Source organism: Kitasatospora sp. NBC_00070 (assembly GCF_045041205.1).
In the GTDB taxonomy this organism is placed as follows: domain Bacteria; phylum Actinomycetota; class Actinomycetes; order Streptomycetales; family Streptomycetaceae; genus Kitasatospora.
The window spans coordinates 1,257,118-1,280,007 of the sequence record NZ_CP108247.1 but is presented as its reverse complement, the minus strand read 5'-3'; the positions used below and the strand labels follow the sequence as shown (position 1 = coordinate 1,280,007).

Annotated in this window: 24 protein-coding genes; 9 read left to right on the top strand and 15 right to left on the bottom strand. The window is 74.3% G+C overall.

The window, feature by feature from the left end:
• Positions 1 to 52: 52 nt before the first annotated feature.
• Together OHV05_RS06060 and OHV05_RS06055 are read right to left on the bottom strand one after the other, a co-directional pair.
• The gene (locus OHV05_RS06060; protein ID WP_405016711.1) at positions 53 to 589 is read right to left on the bottom strand and encodes a hypothetical protein; all 537 of its coding nucleotides are present in this window, start codon (positions 587 to 589) and stop codon (positions 53 to 55) included.
• A gap of 31 nt (positions 590 to 620) precedes the next feature.
• Entirely contained in the window at positions 621 to 1,550 is a 930-nt protein-coding gene (locus OHV05_RS06055) for an AraC family transcriptional regulator (RefSeq protein WP_405016710.1), read from the bottom strand.
• 130 nt (positions 1,551 to 1,680) lie between these two features.
• Between OHV05_RS06055 and OHV05_RS06050 the strand changes: the two genes are divergently transcribed.
• Positions 1,681 to 2,181 carry a DUF1772 domain-containing protein gene (locus OHV05_RS06050; protein ID WP_405016709.1) on the top strand — a complete coding sequence of 167 codons (501 nt, stop codon included), beginning with the start codon at positions 1,681 to 1,683 and terminating at the stop codon, positions 2,179 to 2,181.
• 26 nt (positions 2,182 to 2,207) lie between these two features.
• Here the strand turns inward: OHV05_RS06050 and OHV05_RS06045 are convergent, their stop codons facing one another.
• The 4 genes from OHV05_RS06045 to OHV05_RS06030 all read right to left on the bottom strand — a co-directional run bounded on the left by OHV05_RS06045 (position 2,208) and on the right by OHV05_RS06030 (position 5,576).
• On the bottom strand, positions 2,208 to 2,633 hold the full coding sequence (locus tag OHV05_RS06045) for an SSI family serine proteinase inhibitor (RefSeq protein ID WP_405016708.1): 426 nt from the start codon (positions 2,631 to 2,633) through the stop codon (positions 2,208 to 2,210).
• 87 nt (positions 2,634 to 2,720) lie between these two features.
• Positions 2,721 to 3,137 carry a hypothetical protein gene (locus tag OHV05_RS06040; protein WP_405016707.1) on the bottom strand — a complete coding sequence of 139 codons (417 nt, stop codon included), beginning with the start codon at positions 3,135 to 3,137 and terminating at the stop codon, positions 2,721 to 2,723.
• Between the two features lie 87 nt (positions 3,138 to 3,224).
• Complete coding sequence (locus OHV05_RS06035) at positions 3,225 to 4,001, bottom strand: TIGR03084 family metal-binding protein (protein ID WP_405016706.1); 777 nt, start codon at positions 3,999 to 4,001, stop codon at positions 3,225 to 3,227.
• Positions 4,002 to 4,031: 30 nt separating this feature from the next.
• Positions 4,032 to 5,576: an AMP-binding protein gene (locus tag OHV05_RS06030; RefSeq protein WP_405016705.1), complete on the bottom strand. Its 1,545-nt coding sequence runs from the start codon at positions 5,574 to 5,576 to the stop codon at positions 4,032 to 4,034.
• A gap of 174 nt (positions 5,577 to 5,750) precedes the next feature.
• Between OHV05_RS06030 and OHV05_RS06025 the strand changes: the two genes are divergently transcribed.
• Positions 5,751 to 6,101 carry a hypothetical protein gene (locus OHV05_RS06025; RefSeq protein WP_405016704.1) on the top strand — a complete coding sequence of 117 codons (351 nt, stop codon included), beginning with the start codon at positions 5,751 to 5,753 and terminating at the stop codon, positions 6,099 to 6,101.
• A gap of 113 nt (positions 6,102 to 6,214) precedes the next feature.
• On the opposite strand, the gene OHV05_RS06020 is transcribed toward OHV05_RS06025, so the two are convergent.
• Positions 6,215 to 6,712 carry a VOC family protein gene (locus OHV05_RS06020; protein WP_403040799.1) on the bottom strand — a complete coding sequence of 166 codons (498 nt, stop codon included), beginning with the start codon at positions 6,710 to 6,712 and terminating at the stop codon, positions 6,215 to 6,217.
• Positions 6,713 to 6,807: 95 nt separating this feature from the next.
• Between OHV05_RS06020 and OHV05_RS06015 the strand changes: the two genes are divergently transcribed.
• Positions 6,808 to 7,272 (top strand): MarR family winged helix-turn-helix transcriptional regulator, encoded by a 465-nt coding sequence (locus OHV05_RS06015; RefSeq protein ID WP_403040800.1) that lies wholly within the window; start codon positions 6,808 to 6,810, stop codon positions 7,270 to 7,272.
• Positions 7,273 to 7,278: 6 nt separating this feature from the next.
• On the opposite strand, the gene OHV05_RS06010 is transcribed toward OHV05_RS06015, so the two are convergent.
• Positions 7,279 to 8,757, bottom strand: coding sequence for a PucR family transcriptional regulator (locus tag OHV05_RS06010; protein WP_405016703.1), 1,479 nt, complete (start codon positions 8,755 to 8,757; stop codon positions 7,279 to 7,281).
• Between the two features lie 255 nt (positions 8,758 to 9,012).
• Here OHV05_RS06010 and OHV05_RS06005 point away from each other — a divergent pair, with 255 nt between their 5' ends.
• Complete coding sequence (locus tag OHV05_RS06005; protein ID WP_405016702.1) at positions 9,013 to 9,750, top strand: hypothetical protein; 738 nt, start codon at positions 9,013 to 9,015, stop codon at positions 9,748 to 9,750.
• A 16-nt stretch (positions 9,751 to 9,766) separates the two neighbouring features.
• On the opposite strand, the gene OHV05_RS06000 is transcribed toward OHV05_RS06005, so the two are convergent.
• Positions 9,767 to 10,855 carry a WD40/YVTN/BNR-like repeat-containing protein gene (locus OHV05_RS06000; protein WP_405016701.1) on the bottom strand — a complete coding sequence of 363 codons (1,089 nt, stop codon included), beginning with the start codon at positions 10,853 to 10,855 and terminating at the stop codon, positions 9,767 to 9,769.
• Between the two features lie 142 nt (positions 10,856 to 10,997).
• On the opposite strand from OHV05_RS06000, the gene OHV05_RS05995 reads away from it, so the two are divergent.
• Positions 10,998 to 11,759: a pirin family protein gene (locus OHV05_RS05995; RefSeq protein WP_405016700.1), complete on the top strand. Its 762-nt coding sequence runs from the start codon at positions 10,998 to 11,000 to the stop codon at positions 11,757 to 11,759.
• Between the two features lie 35 nt (positions 11,760 to 11,794).
• On the opposite strand, the gene OHV05_RS05990 is transcribed toward OHV05_RS05995, so the two are convergent.
• From OHV05_RS05990 to OHV05_RS05980, 3 genes are all read right to left on the bottom strand, one after another.
• Entirely contained in the window at positions 11,795 to 12,247 is a 453-nt protein-coding gene (locus OHV05_RS05990; RefSeq protein ID WP_405016699.1) for a DUF5990 family protein, read from the bottom strand.
• Between the two features lie 62 nt (positions 12,248 to 12,309).
• Entirely contained in the window at positions 12,310 to 13,998 is a 1,689-nt protein-coding gene (locus tag OHV05_RS05985; RefSeq protein ID WP_405016698.1) for a flavin monoamine oxidase family protein, read from the bottom strand.
• A gap of 117 nt (positions 13,999 to 14,115) precedes the next feature.
• Positions 14,116 to 15,534: a dihydrolipoyl dehydrogenase family protein gene (locus OHV05_RS05980; RefSeq protein ID WP_405016697.1), complete on the bottom strand. Its 1,419-nt coding sequence runs from the start codon at positions 15,532 to 15,534 to the stop codon at positions 14,116 to 14,118.
• Between the two features lie 147 nt (positions 15,535 to 15,681).
• On the opposite strand from OHV05_RS05980, the gene OHV05_RS05975 reads away from it, so the two are divergent.
• Genes OHV05_RS05975 through OHV05_RS05960 form a run of 4 tightly spaced genes read left to right on the top strand, consistent with a single transcriptional unit; the run spans position 15,682 to position 19,824 of the window.
• The gene (locus tag OHV05_RS05975; RefSeq protein WP_405016696.1) at positions 15,682 to 16,044 is read left to right on the top strand and encodes a hypothetical protein; all 363 of its coding nucleotides are present in this window, start codon (positions 15,682 to 15,684) and stop codon (positions 16,042 to 16,044) included.
• A gap of 53 nt (positions 16,045 to 16,097) precedes the next feature.
• Positions 16,098 to 16,322, top strand: a complete 225-nt coding sequence (locus OHV05_RS05970; protein WP_405016695.1) for a hypothetical protein — start codon at positions 16,098 to 16,100, stop codon at positions 16,320 to 16,322.
• Positions 16,319 to 18,088: an ABC transporter transmembrane domain-containing protein gene (locus OHV05_RS05965; RefSeq protein ID WP_405016694.1), complete on the top strand. Its 1,770-nt coding sequence runs from the start codon at positions 16,319 to 16,321 to the stop codon at positions 18,086 to 18,088. The genes OHV05_RS05970 and OHV05_RS05965 overlap by 4 nt, the downstream gene beginning before the upstream one ends.
• Positions 18,085 to 19,824: an ABC transporter ATP-binding protein gene (locus tag OHV05_RS05960; protein ID WP_405016693.1), complete on the top strand. Its 1,740-nt coding sequence runs from the start codon at positions 18,085 to 18,087 to the stop codon at positions 19,822 to 19,824. The genes OHV05_RS05965 and OHV05_RS05960 overlap by 4 nt, the downstream gene beginning before the upstream one ends.
• Positions 19,825 to 19,827: 3 nt before the next feature.
• Here OHV05_RS05960 and OHV05_RS05955 read toward each other — a convergent pair whose 3' ends face one another.
• The 3 genes from OHV05_RS05955 to OHV05_RS05945 form a co-directional block, all read right to left on the bottom strand.
• Entirely contained in the window at positions 19,828 to 21,303 is a 1,476-nt protein-coding gene (locus OHV05_RS05955; protein WP_405016692.1) for an APC family permease, read from the bottom strand.
• Positions 21,304 to 21,520: 217 nt separating this feature from the next.
• Entirely contained in the window at positions 21,521 to 22,462 is a 942-nt protein-coding gene (locus OHV05_RS05950; RefSeq protein ID WP_405016691.1) for a M48 family metalloprotease, read from the bottom strand.
• Positions 22,459 to 22,848, bottom strand: a complete 390-nt coding sequence (locus tag OHV05_RS05945) for a BlaI/MecI/CopY family transcriptional regulator (RefSeq protein WP_405016690.1) — start codon at positions 22,846 to 22,848, stop codon at positions 22,459 to 22,461. The genes OHV05_RS05950 and OHV05_RS05945 overlap by 4 nt, the downstream gene beginning before the upstream one ends.
• Between the last annotated feature and the right edge of the window lie 42 nt (positions 22,849 to 22,890).

The window sequence follows — 22,890 nt, the reverse complement described above, 5'->3', positions numbered from 1 at the left end:
CCCGAGTTTTCCGGGGCGGGGCCGCTGTGTGAGGCTCGTTCGGCCGGCCCGGTCAGCAGTAGTGCATCGGGCAGCCCTCGCGGAGGGCGTGCTCGGCGGCGCGGAGGTAGAGCGCGGCGTAGAAGGCGGTGTCCAGGTCGTCCTGCCAGGGGCCGGGGTGGGCGGAGACGGCGGGGCTGTCGAACCAGGCGCAGAGGTCGAGGTTGCCGCAGTCGGCCGGGATGTGCGCGAGGGGGAGGGCGAGGGCCTCGGCCAGCGTCCGGGCCGTGGCCAGGACCTGCCCGGCGCCGCGCACGGTGGTGGTGTCGGAGTAGGAGGACGACACCGGCAGCACGAAGGGCTCGGGCAGGTCCACCGGCAGCAGCAGGTCCCACTCCAACGGGGACTGACCGGGGGTCAGCGCGTCGGCGAGCCGGTCGTAGCCCGCCAGCGGGCGGTAGAGCTTCTCCTCGAAGCCGCGGCCGGGGGAGAAGGCGAACGGTGCCAGCCCGCGCCGGGCCAGCTCGGCGTCGAGTGCGAGCGCGGTCGGCCGGAGCACCTCGTCGTCGGCCCAGTCGTCCGGGTCGGTGCTCACCAGATAGATACCCATGGGCCCGAAGGTAGGGGCGGGCACCGACAGGTCAGGCCGAGCGGTGCTGCTGCGGGCTGACCCCGTGCACCCGTTTGAAGGCGGTGGAGAGGGCGAACGGGCTGCTGTAGCCGACCTGGTGGGCGACGCTGCCCAGGGTGGCGGCGGGGTCGTGCAGCAGGTCGGCGGCCAGCGCGAGCCGACGGCCGGTCAGGTAGGACATCGGCGGCTCGCCGACCAGCTCGGCGAACCGGCGGGCCAGGGCGGCCCGGGAGACCCCGACCTCGGCGGCCAGGCCGGCCACCGTCCAGGGGTGGGCCAGGTCGCCGTGCAGCAGGCGGAGCGCGTGGCCGACCAGCGGGTCGCCGTGGGCCCGGTACCACCCCGGGGCGTCGGACTCGGGCCGGGCCAGCCAGCTGCGCAGGGTGGCGATCAGCAGCAGGTCCAACAGCCGGTCCAGTACGGCGTCCTGGCCCGGCAGGTCGCGGCCGATCTCCGCGCCGAGCAGGTCGGTCAGCGGCGCGATCCCGCTGTCGGCGGCCACCACCAGCAGCGCGGGCAGCGCCTCCAGCAGGCCCCGGCTGACCTCGCCGCGCAGCAGGTACGTCCCGCTGAGCAGCGCGTCCGGGCCGTCCGGCGCGTCGCCCCAGGTGCGGGTGCCCAGGGTCATCGGCTCGCAGAGCGGTTCGCCGTCCGGGGTGGTGGAGCTCTGGTCGGGGTGGATCACCACCCGGGGCGGGGTGCCGGGGGAGTCGGCGAGCACGTACGCCTCCGGGCCCCGGGCGATCGCCACGTCCCCGGTGCCGAGCCGAACCGGGTCGCCGTGATCAGGCAGGATCCAGGCGGAGCCGCGGACCGGGGTGACCAGGGTGAGCGGTGCCCGGTCCTCGACCCGGATCGCCCACGGCGGGGCCAGCACCGAGCGGAGCAGGAAGGCTCCCCGGGCCCTCGGTCCGGCGAGCAGTCCGGCGAGTGCGTCCATGGCGCCCGAGTCTAGACCGGTCGGTCTGGACGCTCGCGCATGCGATCGAGCGGACCGACGATGGCCCGGTGGTGGGTGTCGGCGGTTGACTGGGCGGCAGACGGCGAGAGTTGACGACGGGGAGTGTGTGATGACCGGGTTCAGAGGTGCGGTACTGCTGGCGGCGACGCTGACCATGGGGCTCAGTGCGGGCCTGTTCTTCGCCTACTCCTGCTCGGTGATGCCGGGGCTGGCCAAGGCCGACGACCGGACCTTCGTGGAGACCATGCAGCGGATCAACGTGGCCATCCTGAACGGGTGGTTCATGGTGGTCTTCCTCGGGGCGATCGTGTTCACCCTGCTGGCGGTGGTGCTCCAGTACCGGGGCGGTGACCGGAGCCTGCTGCCGTGGCTGATCGCGGCGGCGGTGCTGTACGGGGTGGTGCTGGTGGTCACGGGTGCGGTCAACGTCCCGCTGAACGACCAGCTGGCGGCGGCGGGTTCACTGGACCGGATCCCGGACCTGGCGGCCGTCCGGGAGACCTTCGAGACCACCTGGGTGCGCTGGAACACCGTCCGGGCGGTCGCCGGGACGGCGGGGTTCGGCTGCCTGGCGGTGGCGCTGGTGGTGGGTGGGCGGAGCGCGGGCTGACGCTCCGTCGGGAGACCGGCGCGGGCTCAGAACACGGGGGCGGTGGCGACCCGGAGGGCACAGGCGTTGCCGAACGTCCTGGCCCACTTGACCGGGATCCCGTGCCAGCTGCCCTCGGCGGTGGCGGTGACCGGGGCGTAAACCGCGGCGCAGGCCGAGCCGGGCAGGCCGGTGAGGCGGTCGAGGTCGCCGTCCGCCTCGGTGAGTGCGGCGCAGGCCGGGGCGGGGTCGGGGTGCGAGCCGCCGGGCCGGCCGTCGCAGGTCAGGGTGGTGGTGGTCGCGCCGGGGCCGACCACCTCACCCGGACCGACCGTCAGCAGCAGGGCGGAGTGGTCGGGTCGGGTCGGGAAGATCCGCGCCTCGGCGGGTGCGGGCAGGGCGAGACCGAGGGCGGCCAGGCCGAGGCCCACGGTGACGGGCAAGAGGCGGCGGTGCGGTGCACTGGCGGTCATGGTGCCCAGCCTGACCCGCGCCGGGCCGGGCACCAAGCCGCCGCCACCCACGGGGGTGAGGTTCGACCCGATCGGGCGACCCGGGGCTCAGCTCCGCGGGGGCGGCGGGTCGTTGACGGCCGTGATGGTCAGGGTGGACGGTCGGACGGTGAAGCGGACCTCCTGGGTGCCGCCCTCGTACCAGGTCTCGGTCACGGCGACCGTGCCGGTGCCGAGGGAGCGGGTGGACCAGGTGCGCGGGATGTTCTTCGCGCGGAACACCGGATCCGCCCCGTGGTGGGTGGCGGACCAGCGGTCGAGTTCGGCGTTCAGCGGGGGCGGGAGGGTCTTGGCGCGGATCTCCTTCGGGAACTCGTCGATTTCGCCGAGGGCCGCCAGGCGGTATTCCTCGAAGAACGCGTCCACCACCCCGACGGCCGTGCGGGGCGCGGCCTGGGCGAGGGGTGACGGAGCGGTGAGGCTGAGCAGGACGGTGAGCACGGGAATGCCGAGGTGTCGGTTCATGCCGCAGATTCCATCATTCGTCGACGAATCTGCCTATCGCTCGCAAGAGTGAATTGATAGAGCGTCAATTAATGCGAATGGAAAGGTTTATCGCCCTTTCCCGGGAAATCCCGCGAAGGCCTGGGCGATCGGCAGCCAGGCCGCCACGACGGGCCCGGTGACCGTCAGGTCCAGCTCGTCCGGCCGCCGCCGCTGGGTGACCAGCAGGCAGAAGTCGAGCGCCGGGCCGCGGACCGAGTCCACCGCGTCGGCCGGCCCCCAGGTCCACAACTCGCCGGACGGCGAGGTCAGTTCCACCCGGATCGGGGCCTCGGGCACGGGTGTGCCGTGCAGCGCGAACGCGAACCCGACGGTCCGGATGCCGAGGTGGGCGATGTGCCGGAGCCGGTCGGTCGGCGGCCGGGTCACCCCGAGCGCGTCGGCGACGTCCTGGCCGTGCGCCCAGGTCTCCATCAGGCGGGCCGTGGCCATCGAGACGGCCTTCATCGGCGGCCCGAACCACGGCAGCCGTCGGCCGGAGCCGGCCACCGAGGCCAGCTCGGCGGCCAGTTCCTCCCTCCCGGCCCGCCAGCGGCCCAGCAGGGCGGCCGGATCCTCGCCCACGCCCTCGGCGGCCCCGGCGTCCACCGGGTCGACGCCGCTCGCGTAGATCGCCGTCGCCTCGGCGGTGAACCGGTCCCCGTCCCGGCAGGCGAGCAGGGACCACTGGTCCGTCCAGGCCAGGTGGGCGACCTGGTGGGCGATGGTCCAGCCCTCGGCCGGGGTCGGGGTGGCGAACCCGGCGGGGTCCAGTCCGGCGACCAGGGCGTCGAGTTCGGCGCTCTCGGCCCGGAGGTCGGTCAGTACGGCGGTGGCGTCGACCACGGTGCGGTGCTCCTTCGGAGAGGGTCGGTCTCAGTTGACGGACTTGGCCCGGCCGGCCCAGTACGGCTCGCGCAGCCGGAACTTCTGCAGCTTCCCGGTGGTGGTCCGGGGCAGCTCGGTGCGGAACTCGACCGAGGTCGGCGCCTTGTAGCCGGCCAGCCGCTCCTTGCAGTGCGCGATCAGCCGGGCGGTCAACTCGGGCTGCTCGCCCGCCGATCCGTCCCGGAGCACCACCAGGGCCTTGACCGTCTCGCCCCACTTGGTGTCCGGCACCCCGATCACCGCGACCTCGGCCACCGCCGGGTGGGCGTACAGGCAGTCCTCCACCTCGATCGAGGAGACGTTCTCGCCACCGCTGATGATGACGTCCTTCTTCCGGTCCGAGATGCTCAGGTAGCCGTCCGCCAGCACCCCGCCGTCGCCGGTGTGGAACCAGCCGTCGCGCAGCGCCGTCGCGGTCTCCTCGGGCTGCTCCCAGTAGCCCGCCAGCACGGTGTTGGAGCGGACCAGCACCTCGCCCTCCTCGTCCACCCGCAGCTCGGTGCCGAGCGCGGGGGCACCTTGGCGCACCAGCAGCTCGGCCCGCTCGGCGGGCGGCAGGTCGTCCCACTCGGCCCGGCCCCGGTTCACCGTGACGATCGGGGCGGTCTCGGTCAGGCCGTACAACTGCATGAACTCCCAGCCGAGTTCGGCCTCCACCCGCTGCACCACCGAGGTCGGTGGCGGCGCCCCGGCGACGATCATCCGGACCCGGTCGCGGCCCGGTACCGGGCCGTCCCAGTCGGCGGCGGCGTCCAGCACGGCGGTCACCACGGCCGGGGCGCCGGACAGGAAGGTGACGCCGTGGCGGTCGATCCGGCGCAGGATCTCGGCGCCGTCCACCTTGCGCAGCACGACGTGCCGGGCGCCGAGCCCGGTGAGCGCGAACGGCAGGCCCCAGCCGTTCGCGTGGAACATCGGCAGGGTGTGCAGGTAGACGTCCCGGTCGCCCGCCCCGAAGTGCAGGCCCATCAGCACCGCGTTCAGCCAGAGGTTGCGGTGGGTGAGCTGGACGCCCTTGGGGCGGGCGGTGGTGCCGCTGGTGTAGTTGATCGTCGCGGTGTCCGACTCGGCCACCGGGTGCTCGACCGGGGCGTTGCCGAAGTCGTACAGCAGGGCGTCGCTCTCCGCGCCGAGCACGAAGCGGTGCCGCACCGGCACCCCGGCCAGCGCCCGGTCCAGCTCGGGGTCGACCAACAGGGCGGTGGCGCCGCTCTGTTCGACGATGTACGCCACTTCTTCGGCCTTCAGCCGGAAGTTGACCGGCACCAGCACCCGGCCGTAGCCGCTCACCCCGTACAGCGCGGTCATCAGCCGGGCCGAGTTGTGCGAGACGATCGCGACCCGCTCACCGGGGCCGATGCCCAGCCGGTCCAGCCCGGCCGCCTGGGCCCGGGCCAGCTCGGCCATCCGCCGGTAGGTCAGATCACCCCAGGAGAGGGCGGGTTGGTCCGGTTCGTCGACCAGGCCGATCCGGTCGCCGTAGACCGTCTCGGCCCGGCGAAGGAAGTCCAGCACGGTGAGTGGAGTCTGCATGCGATCACTCTGCCCGCCCGGCCCGGCCGCGCGACAGAGGGCGTCACCGGGCGATCCGCGGTGCTCCGGTCGGGGGGAAGATCTGGGCCGGACGGGTGATGGGGCGGAACCCGCCTCATGGTCGGGTCGTGGACTGCCGATCCTTCAGGCGTCTCGTACCAACTTGGAGGATTCATGCGTACGACCCTTGCCAGGATCACCGCTGCCGCCGCCCTCTGTGGCTGCGCGCTGCTCGGCGGCGCCGGCGTGGCCTCGGCCCACGGTCACCACCACCACCCGCACGGTTCGCTGGCGGTCGGCGGCAACGCCGTGACGCACGGCGGCGGCGACGCCCTGGCGGTCGGCGGTGACGTGGACGCCACGGGTGCGGCCGCTGCGGTCGGCGGCGACGCGAAGGGTGTCGACTTCGCGGGCGCGGTCGGTGGCGACGCGTGGGCGGAGGGCCCGGCGGCGGCGGTCGGCGGCGACGCCGAGTCGCTCTGCGACGACGCCTTCGCGGTGGGCGGCGACGCGGCCGGCTTCTGACCGGACCGCAGCCGAACGATCGTCAGCGGGGCCGGCCGTTCCGACGGCCGGCCCCGCGGTGCGTGCGGCCCGGTGCCCCGGGTGGCACGGGTGCCTCAAGTGCCTCGGGCGTCTCAGGTGGCCGAACCGGCCGCCGCACCGGTCTTCAGCTCGGTGCCCCAGCGGTCGATCTCGGCCTGCAGGTCGAGGCCCTGGAGCTTGGCCTTCTGGACCGAGGCCCACTCCTCGCGGGGCACCCGCCACATCACCTCGAACTCGATGCCGTCCGGGTCGTGGGCGTACAGCGACTTCGAGACGCCGTGGTCGGTGGCGCCGACCAGCGAGCCGGAGCGGGTGAGCTTCTCGGCGATCGCGGCCAGCTCGCCGAGCGTGCCGACCTCCCAGGCCAGGTGGTAGAGCCCGACGCTGCCGCGCGGCGGCGCCGGGGCGTCCGCGCCGACCGCGAACAGGCCGAGGTCGTGGTCGTTCAGCGTCTCGGCGGCGCTCAGGAAGGCCGCGCGGCCGGGGATCTCGACGTCGACCTTGAAGTCGAAGGTGTCGGTGTAGAAGGCCACGGAACGGGCCACGTCACGGACGTACAGCACGGCGTGGTTCAGGCGGCGGACGGACATGGCTACTCCTGTGGTCCCTGTTAGTTCAAATTCGAACCGTCTGTCGCCCAAGGTACACCTTGGTTCGAATTTGAACAACTGGGTACGATAGGGACATGGACGAGCCCCGGTGGTTGGACGAGCGCGAGATGGCGGCCTGGCGGGGCTTCGTGGCCGCGAGCAATCTGATCGAGCGCCGCCTCGAACAGCAGCTCAAGGAGAGCGCCGGGCTCTCCCACACCCAGTACGAGATCCTGGTGCAGCTCTCCGCCGCGCCGGACGGCTCGCTCCGGATGACCGACCTGGCCGACCGGCTGGTCACCTCCAAGAGCGGCCTCACCTATCAGGTGACCCAGCTGGAGAAGTGCGGGCTGGTCGGCCGCCGGTCCTGTCCCAGCGACGTCCGCGGCGTCTTCGCCGAGCTCACCGAGAAGGGCTGGCGGGTGCTCCGGGAGGCCGCCCCCGGGCACGTCGCCACCGTCCGGGAGGTGCTGATCGACGTGCTCACCCCCGAGCAGCTGGTGGTGCTCGCCGAGAGCCTCGGCACGGTCAGCGAACGGCTCCGGGCGGCCGAGCGGTAGCCGGGCTCAGACCGGCAGCGGCCCGCAGAGCAGCGCGGCCCTGAGGTCCAGCCGGTCCTCCAGCCGGGCCAGGCTGCGCCCGGTCAACTCCTCGATCCGGCGCACCCGGTAGTGCACGGTGTTGACGTGCACGTGCAGCGCCTCCGAGGTGCGGGCCCAGGAGCCGTCGTGGTCCAGGAAGCTGCGCAGCGTGCCGAGCAGCGAGACGCTGTGCTCCCGGTCGTGATCGGCCAGCGGCGCGAGCAGCCGCTGCCGGAACGCCGCCGTCACCTCGGCCGGTACGCCCCGCAGCAGCGCGGCCAGCGTGCCGAGTTCGGCACTGCTGCCGACCCCCGCCTCGCCGCCCGCCTCGCGCGCGAACGCGGCCTGCACCAGCGCGGCCCGCAGCTCGTCGGGCACGGCGCGGGCCGCCGGGCCGACCCCGATCCGCAGCGCCCGGTCCGGCGTGGTCCGACGGGTCGTCAGAATCCGGCGCAGCCGGGGGGCCGCCCGTCGCAGCCCGGCCGTCACGGTGGCCGGATCGGCCGCCACCAGGGCGATCGCGCCGCCCGCGTCGGCCGCCGCCGCGAACGGCCGGCCGGACTCCACCAGGGCGTCGGTGAGCGCCGCGAGCACGTACGGGCCCTCGCCCTCGGCCCGGACCGGCACCAGCGGTCCGCCGGCGGGCAGTCCGCAGCCGGACAGCGCCTCGGTCAGGTCGGCCCCGTCCTGGCCGAGCAGGTCCAGCAGCCGCCGGGCCTCCCGCTGCCGGGCGGCGGCCGCGGTCCGGGCCGAGGTGGCCAGTGGGGCGAGCAGCTCGGCCAGGCCGCGCAGCAGGGTGGGGGAGGCGTCGCCGGTGTGCGGCTGGAGCAGCCAGCCGTCGAACGGCGAGTCACCGGGGCCGCCGACCGGTACGGGCTGCGCGGCCGGTCCGGCGCCCTGGTCCGGGGGTCCGGCCAGCAGTCGGCCGCCGGTGGTGCGCACGGAGCAGTCCGGCAGGCCGAGCCGGGTGGCGGCGTGGGCGAGCAGCGGGCCCAGTGCCGCACCGTCGGCGGGCAGCAGGGCGAGGAGTTCGCGCCGGGTGGTCTCCGGGATCGCCGCCACGGCCTGGTCGCCCGCCTGGAGGTCGCCCCACAGCCGCAGGTACACCCGGTCGGTGACGGCCCGGAAGCTGGTGTCGGCGGGGACCGAGAGCAGCGGGATGCCGTGCAGCCGGCAGGCCGCGACCAGGGCGGCCGGCACCGCGCCGTGGGTGCCCTCGCCCGCCAGTAGCGCCGCGACGCCGGCGCTGCGCAGCGCGGTGGCGAACCGCAGTGCACCGGAGGCGTCGTCCGGCCGCCACCAGACCAGGCCGCTGAGCACCAGCTCGCCCGCCTGCAGATAGCGGGCCGGATCGCGCAGGTCGGTGGAGGTGACCCCGGTGACCTGACGGTCCAGCAGCTCGGCCGGGCCCCAGGCCAGCTCGATGTGCAGGTCCTCCAGTGCCAGCAGATCCCCGACGATCATGTTCCACTCCCTGTGCTCCGCGCCGTTCCTGCGTCTCGCTTCAGCGAGGGCAAGGTGCGCAGATGCATCGTAAATGCAAGTCAGGAGTGCCCTGATGCCTCTTGTTCGATCTACCAGGGCGGGCCGTGGACCGGGTGGGTGGCACCGGTGGTCCGACCAGTTGCGCCGGGGCCGCCGCAGGTGCCCGGTGCGCTCCCTGCTGTCGGACCGGACGGCCGTGCGATACTCCCCGGACTTGTCGGAGTTCGGGGGACCGTGACAGAGGCGACGTTCGACTGGGTGGCCCGGGGCAGTGCCGCATTCGCCTATGCGTCGGCGGTGGGGGCGAGCCTCTGGATGTTCGCCACCCCCGGTGGGGCGGACCCGCCGCTGACCGGCGCCCTGGTGCTGGGCTGGCTGGCGATCGGGCTGCTCTGGGTGAAGGTCGCCGCGCTCTGGGTCAGGCAGTGGGAGTGGAGCCGGGGAGGCCCCGAACGGCCGCTGCTGTGGGGGGTGCCTGACGTCCGGCCGGTACGGCGGCCGCCACGGCGGCGGCTCACGGCGACCCGCCGGTTCCGGGGTCCACCGGAGGCGTACGGCAGCGCCGGGTGGGTGAGGTCGCGTCAGGTGGCGGTCTGGCTGCTCCTTCCCCTGGTGACGATGGCAATGCTGTCGACCGACCGGATGCGGATCCCGTCGAGCCCGTACGCGGGCGCGGTCGAGGCGGGCGGGATCCCGTGGGGTGCGATGGGCCTGGTCCTGATCCCGGTGCTGGTGATCCTGGTGCCGATCTCACTGGACCCGGAGGACATGCACGACATCGCCTGGCGTCCGGCCGCCCAGAGTGTGCACGCCCTGATCTGCCTGACGGTCTACCTGTCGGCGCAGCCCCAACTGCTCGGGGCCGACCGGACCTGGTGGTCCAGCCTGTACTGCCTCTCCAGCGGCTTCCTGCTGCTCTGCACCCAGCTCGGGCTGGTGCTGCGGGCCCGGGGCCGACCCGGCCCGGGGTAGGGCTCAGGGCCGGGGCTCAGGGCAGGGTGACGGCGCGGACGCAGAGTACGTCCGGCAGGTGGGAGTCGATCAGGCGCCAGCTGTCGCCCGCGTCGGCGGAGCCGTACACCTCGCCGTTGCGGTTGCCGAAGTAGACCCCGGCCGGTTCGCCGTCGTCGGTGCAGATGGCGTCGCGGAGCACCACGCCGTAGTGGTCCTCGGTGGGGAGACCGGCGGCCAGCGGCTGCCAGCTGGCGCCCGCGTCGGTGGTGCGGAAGATCCGGCAGCGGCGGTCGACCGGGAGCCGGGCGTAGTCGGCGTCGAGCGGGAAGAGGTAGGCGGTGCCGGACTGCCGGGGGTGGGTGGCCAGGCCGAAGCCGAAGGTGGCGGGGAGGTCGGCGCCGATGTCGGTCCAGTGCTTGCCGGCGTCGTCGCTGCGGTAGACCCCGCCGTGGTTCTGCAGGTAGAGCCGGTCGGGGTCGGCCGGGTCGGCGGCGACCTTGTGCACGCACTGGCCGAACTCCGGGTGCTCGTCCGGCAGGAAGGAGACCCGGATGCCGGTGTTGGCCGGGTGCCAGCTGTCGCCGCCGTCCTCGGTGCGGTAGACGCCGCCGGTGGAGACCGCGACGGTCAGCACGGCCGGGTCGCGCGGGTCGGGCAGGATGGTGTGCAGGCCCTGGCCGCCGAACCCGGCGTCCCACTCGGCCCGCTGCGGGTGCGACCAGAGCGCCTCGTCCAGGGCGAAGCTCTCGCCGCCGTCGGTGGAGCGGAACAGCGCGGCGGGCTGGGTGCCCGCGTACACCACGCCGGGGGCCTCGGGCCCGGCCGGCTGGAGCTGCCAGACCCGTTCCAGCGAGGTGCCGGTGTGTTCGGGGAAGCGGACCGCCGGGCGGCTCGGCTCCTGCCAGGTGGTGCCGAGGTCGTCGGACCACCAGACGGACGGGCCCCAGTGGCTGCTGTCGGCGCCGACCAGGATGCGCGGGCGGTCGCCGCGACGGTCGACGGCGACCGAGTAGATCGCGTTCATCGCGAAGTGCGGCCCGCTGAAGTCCCACTCCCTGCGGTCCCGGCTGCGGCAGAGGAACAGCCCCTTCTGGGTACCGACGGCCAACAGCGTCTCGGTCATGGCGCACCACCTGTGAGTGTCGGGCAGATCCCGCTCGCCAGTCTGCTCCGGGTGGCCCGGCCGTGCACGGGAGCGCGCCGGGAATGCGGACGGGGACCGTTGTGGTTTAGGATTCAACAACATCGAGAGAAGGGTTGGTCCGATGGCCTCCACGATCGACATCCGCCGGGCGGGCGAGCGGTTCCACACCAGGGCCGGGTGGCTGGAGTCGCACCACTCGTTCTCCTTCTCCCGGCACTGGGATCCGGCCAACACCCACTTCGGGCTGCTGCTGGTCTCCAACGACGACGTGATCGCCCCCGGCACCGGTTTCGACACCCATCCGCACCGGGACATGGAGATCATCACCTGGGTGCTCGACGGCGGCCTGGTCCACCAGGGCTCCGAGGGCAACAACGGCGTCATCTACCCGGGCCTGGCCCAGCGGATGAGCGCGGGCGCGGGCATCCTGCACAGCGAGAAGAACGACTCCTGGACGCTCACCGGCGAGCCCGAGCACCGTGACCCGGTCCGGCTGATCCAGATGTGGGTGATCCCGGACGCGGCCGGCATCGCCCCCGGCTACGAGCAGCTCGACATCAACGACCAGCTGGGCCAGGGCGGTTGGACCACGCTGGCGTCCGGGATGGCCAAGCACGCCAACCAGCGCGCGATCGGTATCCGGCAGCAGCACGCCGCCCTGCACGTGGCCCGGCTCCGGCCGTCCGAGACCCTCGACACCGTCACCGCCCCGTTCGCCCACCTGTACGTGGCGCGCGGTGAACTCGCTCTGGAGGGCAGCGGCCTGTTCCACGAGGGCGACGCCGCCCGGATCGGCGGGGCCGAGGGTCAGCGGATCACGGCGGGGCCGGCGGGCGCCGAGGTGCTGCTCTGGGAGATGGACGCCGCCGTCGACCTCGCCTGACCGGCGCGGCCGGGGCCGGCCGGACTGACGGTGAGTCAGGACAGGCCGCCCGACCAGGTGATCCTGGGCGGGCGGACCGCCGCGCAGAGCGGCCGGCCGAGGGCGTCGGTCAGGCCGAGGCGGGCGAGCAGGACGCCGGACCGGACGGCGGCGGCGAGGGTGGCCGGTTCGACCGCGTCGAGCATCAGCTTGGCGCGGCGGAACACGGTGAACGTCCCGTCGGCGCCGAGCCCGCCCCAGGAGAGGTAGACGAACCTGGCACCCGGGCCGCCCTGGATCTGCGGGCCCGTCAGGTCGGCGCCGGTGGCGGAGGGTCGGCAGTCGAGCGTCCAGCCGGCCGAGGCGGCGTCACCGGGCTGCGGGTCGAGCAGCTCGGCGGGCTGCCGCCGCTGCTGGACGGCGACGTGGACGTTGGCGTAGCCGGGGAACCCCGGTGCGGCGGGGCAGTTCAGCCCCGGCAGGTCGGTGGCCTCGATCCGGATCTGCACGGTACTCCCGTTCTGCTGCGCCGACTGGTGCACCCATTCTGCGCTGCCCGGGGCGGGTGTGGTCAGCGCTCCCCGGTGGTCAGCGCCCGGGCGTCGGGCACCTGGTGGACCGGGGCGCGGACCGCGCGCTTGCCGTTGACGATCCACTCGTAGGCCCACTCGGCGGACATCAGGGCGCCCTCCTGCCAGCCGGGGAGGGCGGAGACCTGATCGCCGATCACGAAGAAGTTGTCCTGGCCCTGCGGGTAGATCAGCGTGGAGTAGAGCTTCTTGTGCTCCGGCACCTCCGGTGTCCAGTCCGCCCAGGCGCCGAGCTGGTGCGGGACCTTGTGCCAGGCGATCGACATGCCGAGGGCGTCGGGCACGATCGCGTTGCTCGCCATCTCGTCGTGCAGCTTGGTGGCGGCGGCCCGGGCGACACCGAGCCGCTCCTCGTGCGGCCGGTCACCGAGCCGCTCGCCGTTCCGGTACGAGTTGTAGGCACCGGTCAGGGTGCCCTTGTCGGTGGGGGAGAAGTAGTCGTTGGACGGGTACCAGATCTGGGTGATCTCGTGGTCGATCCGGCTGATGCCGCCGAAGATCTGGTACCGCTCGGACTCCCAGAACCGCCGGTTGGCTTGCCAGCCGACCTTGCAGGCGGCGGCGAACGGGGTGCCCTGGACGGCCGAGCGGAAGTCGTCGGTGAACCCCCGCAGGGTGACCTGCCTGTGCAGCACCGAGACCGGGATGTTGCTCAGGCAGTAGTCGAACCGCTCGGACCGCTCGGCGCCGTCCTCCGTCCAGCCGACCTTGACCCCGGTGCCGTCCAACTCGACCGCGTTGACGGGGGCGTTGAACCTGACCGTGCCGGCCGGCAGCGCGGCGGCCGCGCGGCGCCAGGTGGTGTCCATGCCGCCGACCGGCTGGAACGACGTGGTGTGCCAGTGCAGTTCGGCGTCCTGGTAGAAGCCGTGCTGCCAGAACCCGCTGGCCAGCAGGTCCTTGAGGAGCAGCGGGTCGACCGCCTCCTCCGGCTGCGTCACGGTCGGGGTCTTCGCCAGGCCGGACCGGGTGGAGCCGACGTACTCCTTCTCCTGCTCGGTGAGCGCGCCGAACTCGACCAGCAGGCCGGTCAGTCGGTCACGCTGGGCCGGGGTCAGCGCGTCGACGCCGGGGGTGGCCTTCGGGACGGCCCGGGCCAGCAGCTGGGCCAGGTGGCCCCGGGTGTCGTTGGCGATCCGGCGGTTGGGGCGCGGTGCGCCGCGCCAGGCCTTGTCGGTCTGGAACAGGTTGGCCGTGGAGGTGTGGACGTACGGCTCCAGCGGGACCTTGAGCCTGCGGCAGAAGTCGATCACCCGCTGGTGGTGGTACGGGATGCGCCCGGCGCCGAGGTTGAGGTAGAGGCCGTGGTCGAACCCGCAGGTCTGGCTGCGGACCGAGCCGTCCGCCCAGACCTCGCTGATCCGGTCGCCGGGGCGGGCGGTGAGGGTGCGCCCGCCGACCCGGCCCTGCGCCTCCAGCACGGTCACCCGGTACCCGGCCTCGGTGAACCTGAGCGCGGCCGCCAGGCCGGCCGGACCGGCCCCGAGGACCGCCACCGTCCGCCCGTCGCCGACCCGGGGGGCCGGTGCGGTCAGCCCGTCGGTGGCGGCCGCCGCCGTGGCCGGGACGGCTCCCGTCATGACCTGCAACAGGGTGGCCGAGCCCGCGGCGGCCGCGCCGGCCAGGCCCAGAAAGGAACGACGGGATGTGGCCTCGTCCGGCTGGTGCATCGTGTGCTCCTCCAGGAGTGTCAACTCGGCGTCGAGTTCCGACAGTTCCCTTGAGTAGCACACGAACCACCGTCAAGTCATACGGGTACGTACTTTTTCCTGCCAACGAGCGAACGGTCAGCCCCGCAGGCTCTCCAGCAGCCGCAGCCAGACCTCGCTGATGGTCGGATAAGCGGGAACCGCGTGCCAGAGCCGGGCGATCGGCACCTCGCCCACCACGGCGACGGTGGCGGAGTGCAGCAGCTCGGCGACGGCGGGGCCGACGAAGGTGGCGCCGACGATCACGTCCCGGTCCAGGTCGACCACCAGCCGGGCGGTGCCCCGGTAGTCGTCGCCGTACAGCGAGGCGCCGGCCACGTTGCCGATCTCCTGGTCCACCGCGCGGACCCGCAGTCCGGCCCGCTCCGCCTCGGCCAGGCTCAGGCCGACCGCGGCCGCCTCCGGTTCGGTGAACACCACCTGGGGCGCCCCGGCGGTGTCGGCGGTGGCGGCGTGCGGGCCCCAGCGCGAGGTGTCGACGGCCGAGCCGGCCGCCCGGGCGCGGATCGCGGCCCCGGCGATCCGGGCCTGGTACTTGCCCTGATGGGTCAGCAGCGCCCGGTGGTTGACGTCCCCGGCGGCGTACAGCCAGTCGCCCTCGACGGCCCGCACCAGGCAGGAGTCGTCGACGTCCAGCCAGGACCCGGGCGTCAGCCCGACGGTCTCCAGGCCGATGTCGTCGGTGCGCGGCACCCGCCCGGTCGCGTACAGCACCTCGTCGGCGACCACCGTGCCGCCGTCCGCGAGGGTGAGCGTCACCTCGCCGCCGGTCCTGGCCAGCCGGGTGACGTCGGTGCCGAAGCGGACGTCCACCCCGGCGGCGGTCAGCCCCGCTGCGACCAGCTCGCCGGCGAACGGCTCCATCCGGTCCAGCAGTCCGCCGCCCCGCGCCAGCAGGGTCACCCGGGAGCCCAACCCCTGCCAGGCGGTGGCCATCTCGACCGCCACCACGCCGCCGCCGACCACCGCGAGCCGCTCCGGCACCTTGGCCGCGCTGGTGGCGTCCCGGCTGGTCCACGGGCGGGCCTCGGCCAGTCCCGGCACCTCGGGCAGGCCGGCCCGGGTGCCGGTGCAGACCGCCACCGCGTGCCGGGCCGTCAGCAGCCGTTCGCCGTCCACCAGGACGGCCCGCTCGCCGGCCAGCCGGCCGTGGCCCCGGACCAGCTCGATCCCGGTGGAGCGGAGCCACTCGACCTGGCTGTCGTCGTGCCAGTGCCAGGTGAACTCGTCCCGGCGGGCCAGCACGGCGGCCGCGTCCAGCTCCCCGGTGACGGCCTGTCGGGTGCCCGGCAGGGCCCGGGCGTGCGCCAGCGCCAGCCAGGGGCGGAGCAGCGCCTTGCTCGGCATGCAGGCCCAGTACGAGCACTCGCCGCCGATCAGCTGACTCTCCACCAGCACGGTGCTCAACCCGGCGGCCTTGGCCCGGTCGGCCAGGTTCTCACCGGTCGGACCTCCGCCGAGGACCACCACGTCGTACTGCTCGGGCTTGGGGCTCATCGCTTCACGCTCTCGCTCGACCGGCCGGTACCGGGCCCATCCTGCGCCGGGTGCGGCACGGCCCGCCAGTGCCGGACCCGGCGTGTCGCGGACGGTGCGTGCCCCCCCCGGAGGGTGCCCGCTCGAGCGCTGGCATGATTCCGGCCCATGCCCGCCCCTGTCGACGCGACCGGCGCGCGCCACCGCGCGAGCCCGGGTTCCTGCCCGGACTGCGCCGCCGTGCTGGAAACCGACGAGCGGTTCCCGGTCTGGTGCCCGGGCTGCGAATGGAACCTCGAACCGGCCGAACCCGCCCGGGAGTCGGATCCGAAGAAGCGCCGCCGGGCCGAGCGGGAGAAGCGCCGGACGGAGGCCGGGAAGCGCAGGACCCAGGCCAGGGCGGAGGGACTGTTCGACGCCCTGCTGAACGGCGACCAGGCGCCGGCCGGCCGGGACAGCGGAGCGGCCCGAACGCCGGCCGCCCCGAGGCGGACCTGTGGGCCCAACTCGGTGCACTGCCCGGCAGCCTGACCCCGCTCGAGCGGGAGCGCCGACTGCGGTTGTCCGTCCGGGAGGCAGGTGCGGTGGACTCCACCCACCCGCCGACCCACCTGCGGATCACGCTGATCGGCCGTCGCCCGGTCGACTCGCATCCGGTGCCCTTCGGCGAGGTCGAGCAGACTGCGGTGGCGGCCGAGCCCGCCCCGCCCGGGAACGAGTGGCGCGCGAGCTGCTGCCGGGCTGACCAGCGCCCCGGCCGAAAAATCGGGGGCCCGGCGGCGGGCGGCCCGGCTAGGGTACGGCCGTGACCGAACCAAATCAGGATCCGGGCGAGCCGGACGTGCGCAGCGCCGGGCGGTACCTCTGGTGGCTGGTGGCCAGTCAGCCCGGCCGGTCGGTGGCGGGGGCGGTGTTCGGCACACTCTGGATGCTGGGGCTGATCCTCCCGTCCTACCTGCTGTCCCGCGCGGTCGACGACGGGCTGAAGGCCGACCGTCCCGGTGCGCTGGTCGGCTGGTCGCTGGCCCTGGTGGTGGCCGGAGGACTGAACGCGCTGGTCGGTGTCGCCCGGCACCGCACCATGACCAAGGTCCGGATGGACGCCACCTTCCGCACCGTCCGGGTGGTGGTCCGGCAGGCCGTCCGGCTCGGCTCGGCGCTGTCCCGGCAGGCGGCCGCCGGTGAACTGGTGACCATCGGCGTCTCCGACGTCCAGCGGATGAGCGCGGCCCTGACCTTCACCGGCCCGGGGGTCGGTGCGGTGATCGCGTACCTGACGGTCGCGTACCTGCTGCTGGAGATCTCCCCGCTGCTGGCGGTGCTGGTGCTGCTCGGTGTCCCGGCGCTCGCGCTGCTGATCGGGCCGCTGCTCGGCCGGCTCCAGGAGACCGAGGCCCGCTACCGCGACCGGCAGGGTCGGCTGGCCGGCCGGTTCGAGGACCTGGTCGGCGGTCTTCGGGTACTGCACGGGCTCGGCGGCAAGGAGATGTACGCCGCCCGGTACCGGCAGGACTCGCAGCTGCTGCTGGCGGACGGCTACCGGGTCGGCGCGGTGACCAGCTGGATCCAGTCGATCGGGGCCGGGCTGCCGATCCTGTTCGTGGCCGTGGTCACCTGGGCCGCCGCCCGGCTGGCGGCCCAGGGCACCATCACCATCGGCGAGTTGGTCGCGGTGTTCGGGTACACGGCGGCGCTGAACATCCCGGTCTGGTTCCTGATGGAGGGCGGCCAGGACCTCAGCCGGGGGCTGGTGGCGGCCCGCCGTACGGTGCGGTTCCTCACCCTGACGCCCCGTCCGAGCAACGCCGGAGCGGACGCCCCGGACGGCCCCGCGCCGCTCCTCGACCCCCGTTCCGGGGTCGAGGTGCTGCCCGGCCGGCTCACCGTGCTGGCCTGCGCCCGTCCCGCCGATGCCGTCGCGGTGGTGGACCGGCTGACCCGGTTCGCCGACACCGACTCATCGGCGGACAGCCCCAGTTGGGGAACCGTCCGGCTGGACCAGGTCGAGCTGCCGACGGTGCGCGAGCGGATCCTGATCGCGGACAACGAGGCGGCGCTGTTCGCCGGCCCGCTCCGGGAGCTGCTCGGTGGTCGACAGGACCGGGAGGACAAGGCGCTGCTGGAGGCACTCGAAGCGGCCGCCGCCCTGGACGTGCTGCGCGGGCTGCCCGCCGGGCTGGAGTCGCCGGTCGAGGCCGAGGGCCGCAACCTGTCCGGCGGGCAGCGGCAGCGGCTGCGGCTGGCCCGGGCGCTGCTGGCCGACCCGGAGATCCTGCTGGCCGTCGAGCCGACCTCGGCCGTCGACTCGCACACCGAGGCGGTGATGGCCGCCGGGCTCCGGACCTTCCGGGCGGGCCGTACCACCCTGGTCACCAGCACCTCACCGCTGCTGCTGGACCGGGCCGACACCGTCGTGCACCTGGTCGACGGCCGGGTGGCCGCCACCGGCCCGCACCGCGAACTGCTCCGCGACCACCCCGGCTACCGGGCCCTGGTCACCCGGGAGGAGGCGCCCGCAGAGCCGGCTGCCACCGACCTGCCCGCGCCGCGTCCTGCCGAGGAGTCCGTCCGATGAGCACCGCCACCGACCACCAACTCCCGGTCGCCGGCGTGCGTGAGGTGCGCCGGGCCGCCCGTGGCCTGCTCCGGCAGGACCGCCGGTCGCTGGGCGGGGTGCTGACGCTCAATGTGCTGGCTGCCGCCACCGGGCTGGCCGGCCCCGCGCTGCTCGGCCGGATCGTCGACCAGGTGGGCAACGGTGGCGGCGTGGCCGCGGTGGACCGGCTCGCGGCGGCCGTGGTGCTCTGCGCGCTGCTGCAACTGCTGTTCACCCGCCAGGCCCGCTACCTCGGGCACCGGATCGGCGAGCGGACCTCCGCCCGGGTCCGGGAGCAGTTCGTCGACCGGGCCCTGGACCTGCCGCCGACCGTGGTCGAGCAGGCGGGCACCGGCGATCTGACGGCCCGTGGCACCACTGATGTGGCGGCCGTCGGCACCACCCTGCGGGACTCCGTACCGAAGATCTTCATCGCCGGCCTCGAGGTCGCGTTCATCTTCGGCGCGGTCTTCGTGATCAACCCGCTGCTCGGCGCCTGCGGCCTGCTCGGCCTGTCGGGCATCTGGTTCGGTACCCGCTGGTACCTGCGCCGCGCTCGTGCCGCCTACCTGGCGGAGGGCTCGGCCAACTCGGTCGTCGCCGAGGTGCTGGCCGCCACCGCAGCCGGGGCCCGGACGGTGGACGCGCTCGGCCTCCAGCAGCGCCGGACGGCCGCCGCCGAACTGGCGATCGGCACCGCCCGCCTGGCCCGGCTCCGGACGCTGTTCCTGCGCAGCGTGTTCTTCCCGGTGATCGACGCCTCCTACCTGGTGCCGGTGGCGATCGTCCTGCTGGTCGGCGGACCGCTGCACGCGCACGGCGTGCTCAGCCTGGGGAGTGTGGTGGCCACCGCGATGTACCTGCGCCGGCTGGCCGACCCGGTGGACGTCGTGCTGATGCAGATCGAGCAACTCCAGAGCAGCGGCGCCTCGTTCGCCCGGGTGGAGGGGATCGCCGGGGCGCCCAGGACTCCGAGCGCCGCCGTGGGCACGCCGGTCGACGACCGGATCGAGGTCACCGGCGTCCGGTACGCCTACGACGGCGGCCCGGACGTGTTGCACGGGGTGGAACTGACGGTCCGTCCGGGGGAGCGGATCGCCGTGGTCGGCCCGTCCGGCTCGGGCAAGACCACGCTGAGCCGGCTGCTGGCCGGCATGGACCGGCCGCGCACCGGCAGCGTGACGGTCGGTGGGGTGCCGATCGCCGACCTCGACCCGGAGGCGCTGCGCCGCCAGGTCGTCCTGGTCACCCAGGAGCACCACGTCTTCCTCGGCACCCTGCGGGACAACCTGCGGATCGCCGCCCCCGAGGCCGGGGACGGCGACCTGCTGGCCGCGCTGGACGCGGTGGGCTGGGCGCACCCGCTGCCGGACGGTCTGGACACCGAGCTCGGCCCGGCCGGTCACCGGCTGGGCGGCGCCCAGGCCCAGCAACTCGCGCTGGCCCGGGTGGTGTTGGCCGACCCGCACACGCTGATCCTGGACGAGGCCACCGCCCTGCTGGACCCGACCGCCGCCCGGGCCACCGAACGCGCGCTGGCCGCCGTGCTGGCGGGCCGGACGGTGATCGCGGTGGCCCACCGGCTGCACACCGCGCACGACGCCGACCGGGTCGCGGTGATGGAGGACGGCCGGCTCACCGAGCTCGGCAGCCACCACGAACTGGTCGCCGCCGACGGTCCGTACGCGGCGCTCTGGCGGTCCTGGCAGCAGTGACCGTCAGGCCGTCACGGGGTCGGGCTGACCGGTCATCAGGCGCTGGGGCCGGCGCACCAGCAGGTAGCCGAAGCCGGCCAGGGTGACCAGCCCGACCCCGAGCAGGGCGGCCCAGACCTGGTACCAGGGGGCGCCCGGCGGCACCAGGACGGCGCGCGGCCAGCAGATGTTGACCACCTCGAAGCCGGTCCAGAGCACGGCGAGCAGGTTCACCGGGGTGCCCCAGCGGCCGAGCGAGAGGGCGCCGGCCGGGCGCCAGCCGCCGCGCAGCCTGGCGGTCAGCGCGGCCACGCTGAGCAGGAAGAACGGCAGGAAGGTGGCCGCGCTGCCGAAGGTGATCAGGCTGCCGATCGCGGTGGACTCCAGGCCGAGCGGCAGAGCGGCGGTGCTGACCAGGGTGGCGGCGACCAGCCCGCCGATCGGGGCCTGCCGGCGGTTCACCTTGCGGACCTGGCGGGAGAACGGGAAGACGCCGTCCCGGGCGAGCGAGTAGAGGCCGCGGGCGGCCCCGCCCTGGGAGGCCATCAGGCAGGCGGTGAAGCTGACCACGACCACCAGGACGAAGGGCTTGGCCGCCCAGTCGCCGAAGCCGGTCACCACGGCGGTGGTGACCGGGTCGAGGTCCGCACCGGAGACCACGGCGGCCGGGTCGGGATGGGCGAGCACCACCGAGACGGCGTTCAGGATCACCACCACGCCGACGCTGAGCAGCGCCCAGCGCATCGCGCGCGGCACCTGGCGGGCGGCGTCCTTGGTCTCCTCGGCGGTGGAGACGCAGGCGTCGAAGCCGATGAAGGCCCAGCCGCCGACCGCGATCACGGCCAGCAGCGAGCCGAGCCCGCCGGTGCCGGTGCCGGCGGAGGCGTCCAGGCTGTCGGTGAGCAGCGCGAAGCCGTGCTGCCGGAAGAACAGCAACAGGGCCAGGCCGACCAGCACCGAGGCGATCAGTTCGGCCGCGATCCCGGCCGAGACGAACCAGCGCAGCAGGTTGATCCCGTACGCGTTGACCAGCGTGCAGCAGAGCATGAACCCGGCGGCCACCAGCACCAGTCCGGCGGGCGTGGGGGTGGCCCCGACCAGTGCGAACAGCCAGGGGGCGGCCAGGTAGGCGACCGTGGTGTTGGCGAACATCACCGCGAACTGCCAGAGCCAGCCGCTCATCCAGGCGAAGCCGGGCCCGACCAGCCGCCGGGCCCACTGGTACGCGCCACCGGCCAGCGGCCACTGCGAGGCGAGCTCGGAGTACACCGCGACCACCAGCAGCTGGCCGAGCAGACAGACCGGCAGGGCCCAGACCCAGGCGCCGCCCCGGATGCTCATGCCGACCTGGGCCACCGCGTAGAGGCCCACCACCGGGGAGACCACGGCGAAGCCCATCGAGATGTTGCCGAGCACGCCGAGGCTGCGGCGCAGCTCCTGGCGGTAGCCGAGGGCGGCCAGCCGCTCGGCGTCGGAGGAGGGGACGGTTCTCTCGGTCATCGGGGCCACCTTGCCGTCATAAAACTAACTTTGTTAGTCGGGGACGGTAGCCGCTGACCGGGGAGTACGGAAGGGGTCGACACTCGACTGATACTTTTCGCCGCCGGCCGACGACAGGCGCCGCCGGGATCACCGGCAGCCGGTCCTGCGGCCGACCGGTCCGGTGCCGTGAGGTTGATCCAGCCGAGAGCCCCGAGCTCAGGTGGCCTGGGCCCGGTCAGCGCCCGCGGATCGTCTCGGCGGCCAGTTCCACGTACTCGTGCAACCCGTACGCCAGCCCCGATGCCACCAGGGCGGAGGCGACCACCGACAGGGCCAGCCCCAGGGCCGCGGCCCGGGCGCCGCGTGCGGCGGGACGGGCGGGCGCCGGCCCGAGCAGGGCCGCGACGCGTTGCGGCACCGGTCCGGTGGCCATCGCCAGCAGCGGACCTCGGCGTTGCCGGGCGGCCGAGGCCCCGGCGAGGGCCGCGCGGGCGATGGCGGTCGCGGCCAGGCGGCGGTCGCCCACCGAGGCGGCGGCCGCCTCGTCCGCCCAGCGCTCCAGGTGGAAGTCCAGCGCCGGGCGCAGGGAGCGCAGGGCCGGGTGGACGGCGGCGGCCAGGTACACGGTGACGGACAGCAGGTGGTGACGGCCCGTCAGGTGGGCGCGCTCGTGGGCCAGCAGGACCTCGCGCTCCTCCGTGCTGAGCGCCTGGAGCATGCCCCGGGTCACCACCACGCGCCCGGTGTTGCGCCGCCGGCCGGGCAGGGCGAAGGCGTCGGGGCTCTCGCCCGGGAGCACCAGCAGGTCGGCGTCGGCCTCGGCGTCGGCGGTGGCCGCCCAGGCGCGGGCGAGCAGCGCGCGGTGCTCGATCCAGCGGCGTGCCACCAGCAACAGCTGCGTCGCCAGCACTGCCGCGGCGAGGCAGGCGACGGGGATGGCGGCCGGCCACTGGGCCGCCACCTGGGGCAGGGAGAGCTGCTCCAGACCGGCCAGGAGCGGGACCTGGGCGAGCCCGAACAGCGCCGCCCCGGTGCCACCGGCGGCGAGCACCGCGGTCCCGGTGATCGCGGCGCACGCCTCGCGCGGGGGGAGGACGGCGGCGAGCCGGCGGGCTGCCGCCGCCGCGCCCCAGGGGAACGCCAGGGCCGGCAGGATGAGCAGCAGGGCGAGGGTCATGCGCCGTCCTCGGGCGTCCCGGGCTGCTGGAGGAGGAGGCGCAGGACGTCCTCGTCCCCCTCGGAGAGGGCGGAGACGAACCGCTTGAGCACCAGGTCCCGGTCGGCCTCGCCGTCGAGCTCGCGGCGCATCCGGCCGGCGGCGAGCCCGGCGGCGTCGTCGGCCGCCGAGTAGGCGAAGCCGCGCCCCGAGCGCACCCGGACCAGGGTGCCCTTCTCGTGCAGGCGGATCAGGATGGTGGTGACCGTGGTCCTGGCCAGGTTCCGGCCGAGCGCCGCGTTGACCTGCTGGGGCGTCATCGGGCCGTCGGCCGCCCAGAGCAGCGCCAGCACGTCCGCGAGCAGTTCGCCGTGCGGGCGCCTGGCCCCCTGGCTGCCGTGCTCCATTGCGCTCCCCGCCCTGCCGATGTCCCCGCCCGGGTGCCCTCG

What these genes read in the sequence shown, in the direction of transcription:
- OHV05_RS06060 (WP_405016711.1), bottom strand. Translation starts at nt 589, where the DNA reads ATGGGTATCTATCTGGTGAGCACCGACCCGGACGACTGGGCCGACGAC.
- OHV05_RS06055 (WP_405016710.1), bottom strand. Translation starts at nt 1,550, where the DNA reads ATGGACGCACTCGCCGGACTGCTCGCCGGACCGAGGGCCCGGGGAGCC.
- OHV05_RS06050 (WP_405016709.1), top strand. Translation starts at nt 1,681, where the DNA reads ATGACCGGGTTCAGAGGTGCGGTACTGCTGGCGGCGACGCTGACCATG.
- OHV05_RS06045 (WP_405016708.1), bottom strand. Translation starts at nt 2,633, where the DNA reads ATGACCGCCAGTGCACCGCACCGCCGCCTCTTGCCCGTCACCGTGGGC.
- OHV05_RS06040 (WP_405016707.1), bottom strand. Translation starts at nt 3,137, where the DNA reads ATGAACCGACACCTCGGCATTCCCGTGCTCACCGTCCTGCTCAGCCTC.
- OHV05_RS06030 (WP_405016705.1), bottom strand. Translation starts at nt 5,576, where the DNA reads ATGCAGACTCCACTCACCGTGCTGGACTTCCTTCGCCGGGCCGAGACG.
- OHV05_RS06025 (WP_405016704.1), top strand. Translation starts at nt 5,751, where the DNA reads ATGCGTACGACCCTTGCCAGGATCACCGCTGCCGCCGCCCTCTGTGGC.
- OHV05_RS06020 (WP_403040799.1), bottom strand. Translation starts at nt 6,712, where the DNA reads ATGTCCGTCCGCCGCCTGAACCACGCCGTGCTGTACGTCCGTGACGTG.
- OHV05_RS06015 (WP_403040800.1), top strand. Translation starts at nt 6,808, where the DNA reads ATGGACGAGCCCCGGTGGTTGGACGAGCGCGAGATGGCGGCCTGGCGG.
- OHV05_RS06010 (WP_405016703.1), bottom strand. Translation starts at nt 8,757, where the DNA reads ATGATCGTCGGGGATCTGCTGGCACTGGAGGACCTGCACATCGAGCTG.
- OHV05_RS06000 (WP_405016701.1), bottom strand. Translation starts at nt 10,855, where the DNA reads ATGACCGAGACGCTGTTGGCCGTCGGTACCCAGAAGGGGCTGTTCCTC.
- OHV05_RS05995 (WP_405016700.1), top strand. Translation starts at nt 10,998, where the DNA reads ATGGCCTCCACGATCGACATCCGCCGGGCGGGCGAGCGGTTCCACACC.
- OHV05_RS05985 (WP_405016698.1), bottom strand. Translation starts at nt 13,998, where the DNA reads ATGCACCAGCCGGACGAGGCCACATCCCGTCGTTCCTTTCTGGGCCTG.
- OHV05_RS05980 (WP_405016697.1), bottom strand. Translation starts at nt 15,534, where the DNA reads ATGAGCCCCAAGCCCGAGCAGTACGACGTGGTGGTCCTCGGCGGAGGT.
- OHV05_RS05975 (WP_405016696.1), top strand. Translation starts at nt 15,682, where the DNA reads ATGCCCGCCCCTGTCGACGCGACCGGCGCGCGCCACCGCGCGAGCCCG.
- OHV05_RS05960 (WP_405016693.1), top strand. Translation starts at nt 18,085, where the DNA reads ATGAGCACCGCCACCGACCACCAACTCCCGGTCGCCGGCGTGCGTGAG.
- OHV05_RS05955 (WP_405016692.1), bottom strand. Translation starts at nt 21,303, where the DNA reads ATGACCGAGAGAACCGTCCCCTCCTCCGACGCCGAGCGGCTGGCCGCC.
- OHV05_RS05950 (WP_405016691.1), bottom strand. Translation starts at nt 22,462, where the DNA reads ATGACCCTCGCCCTGCTGCTCATCCTGCCGGCCCTGGCGTTCCCCTGG.
- OHV05_RS05945 (WP_405016690.1), bottom strand. Translation starts at nt 22,848, where the DNA reads ATGGAGCACGGCAGCCAGGGGGCCAGGCGCCCGCACGGCGAACTGCTC.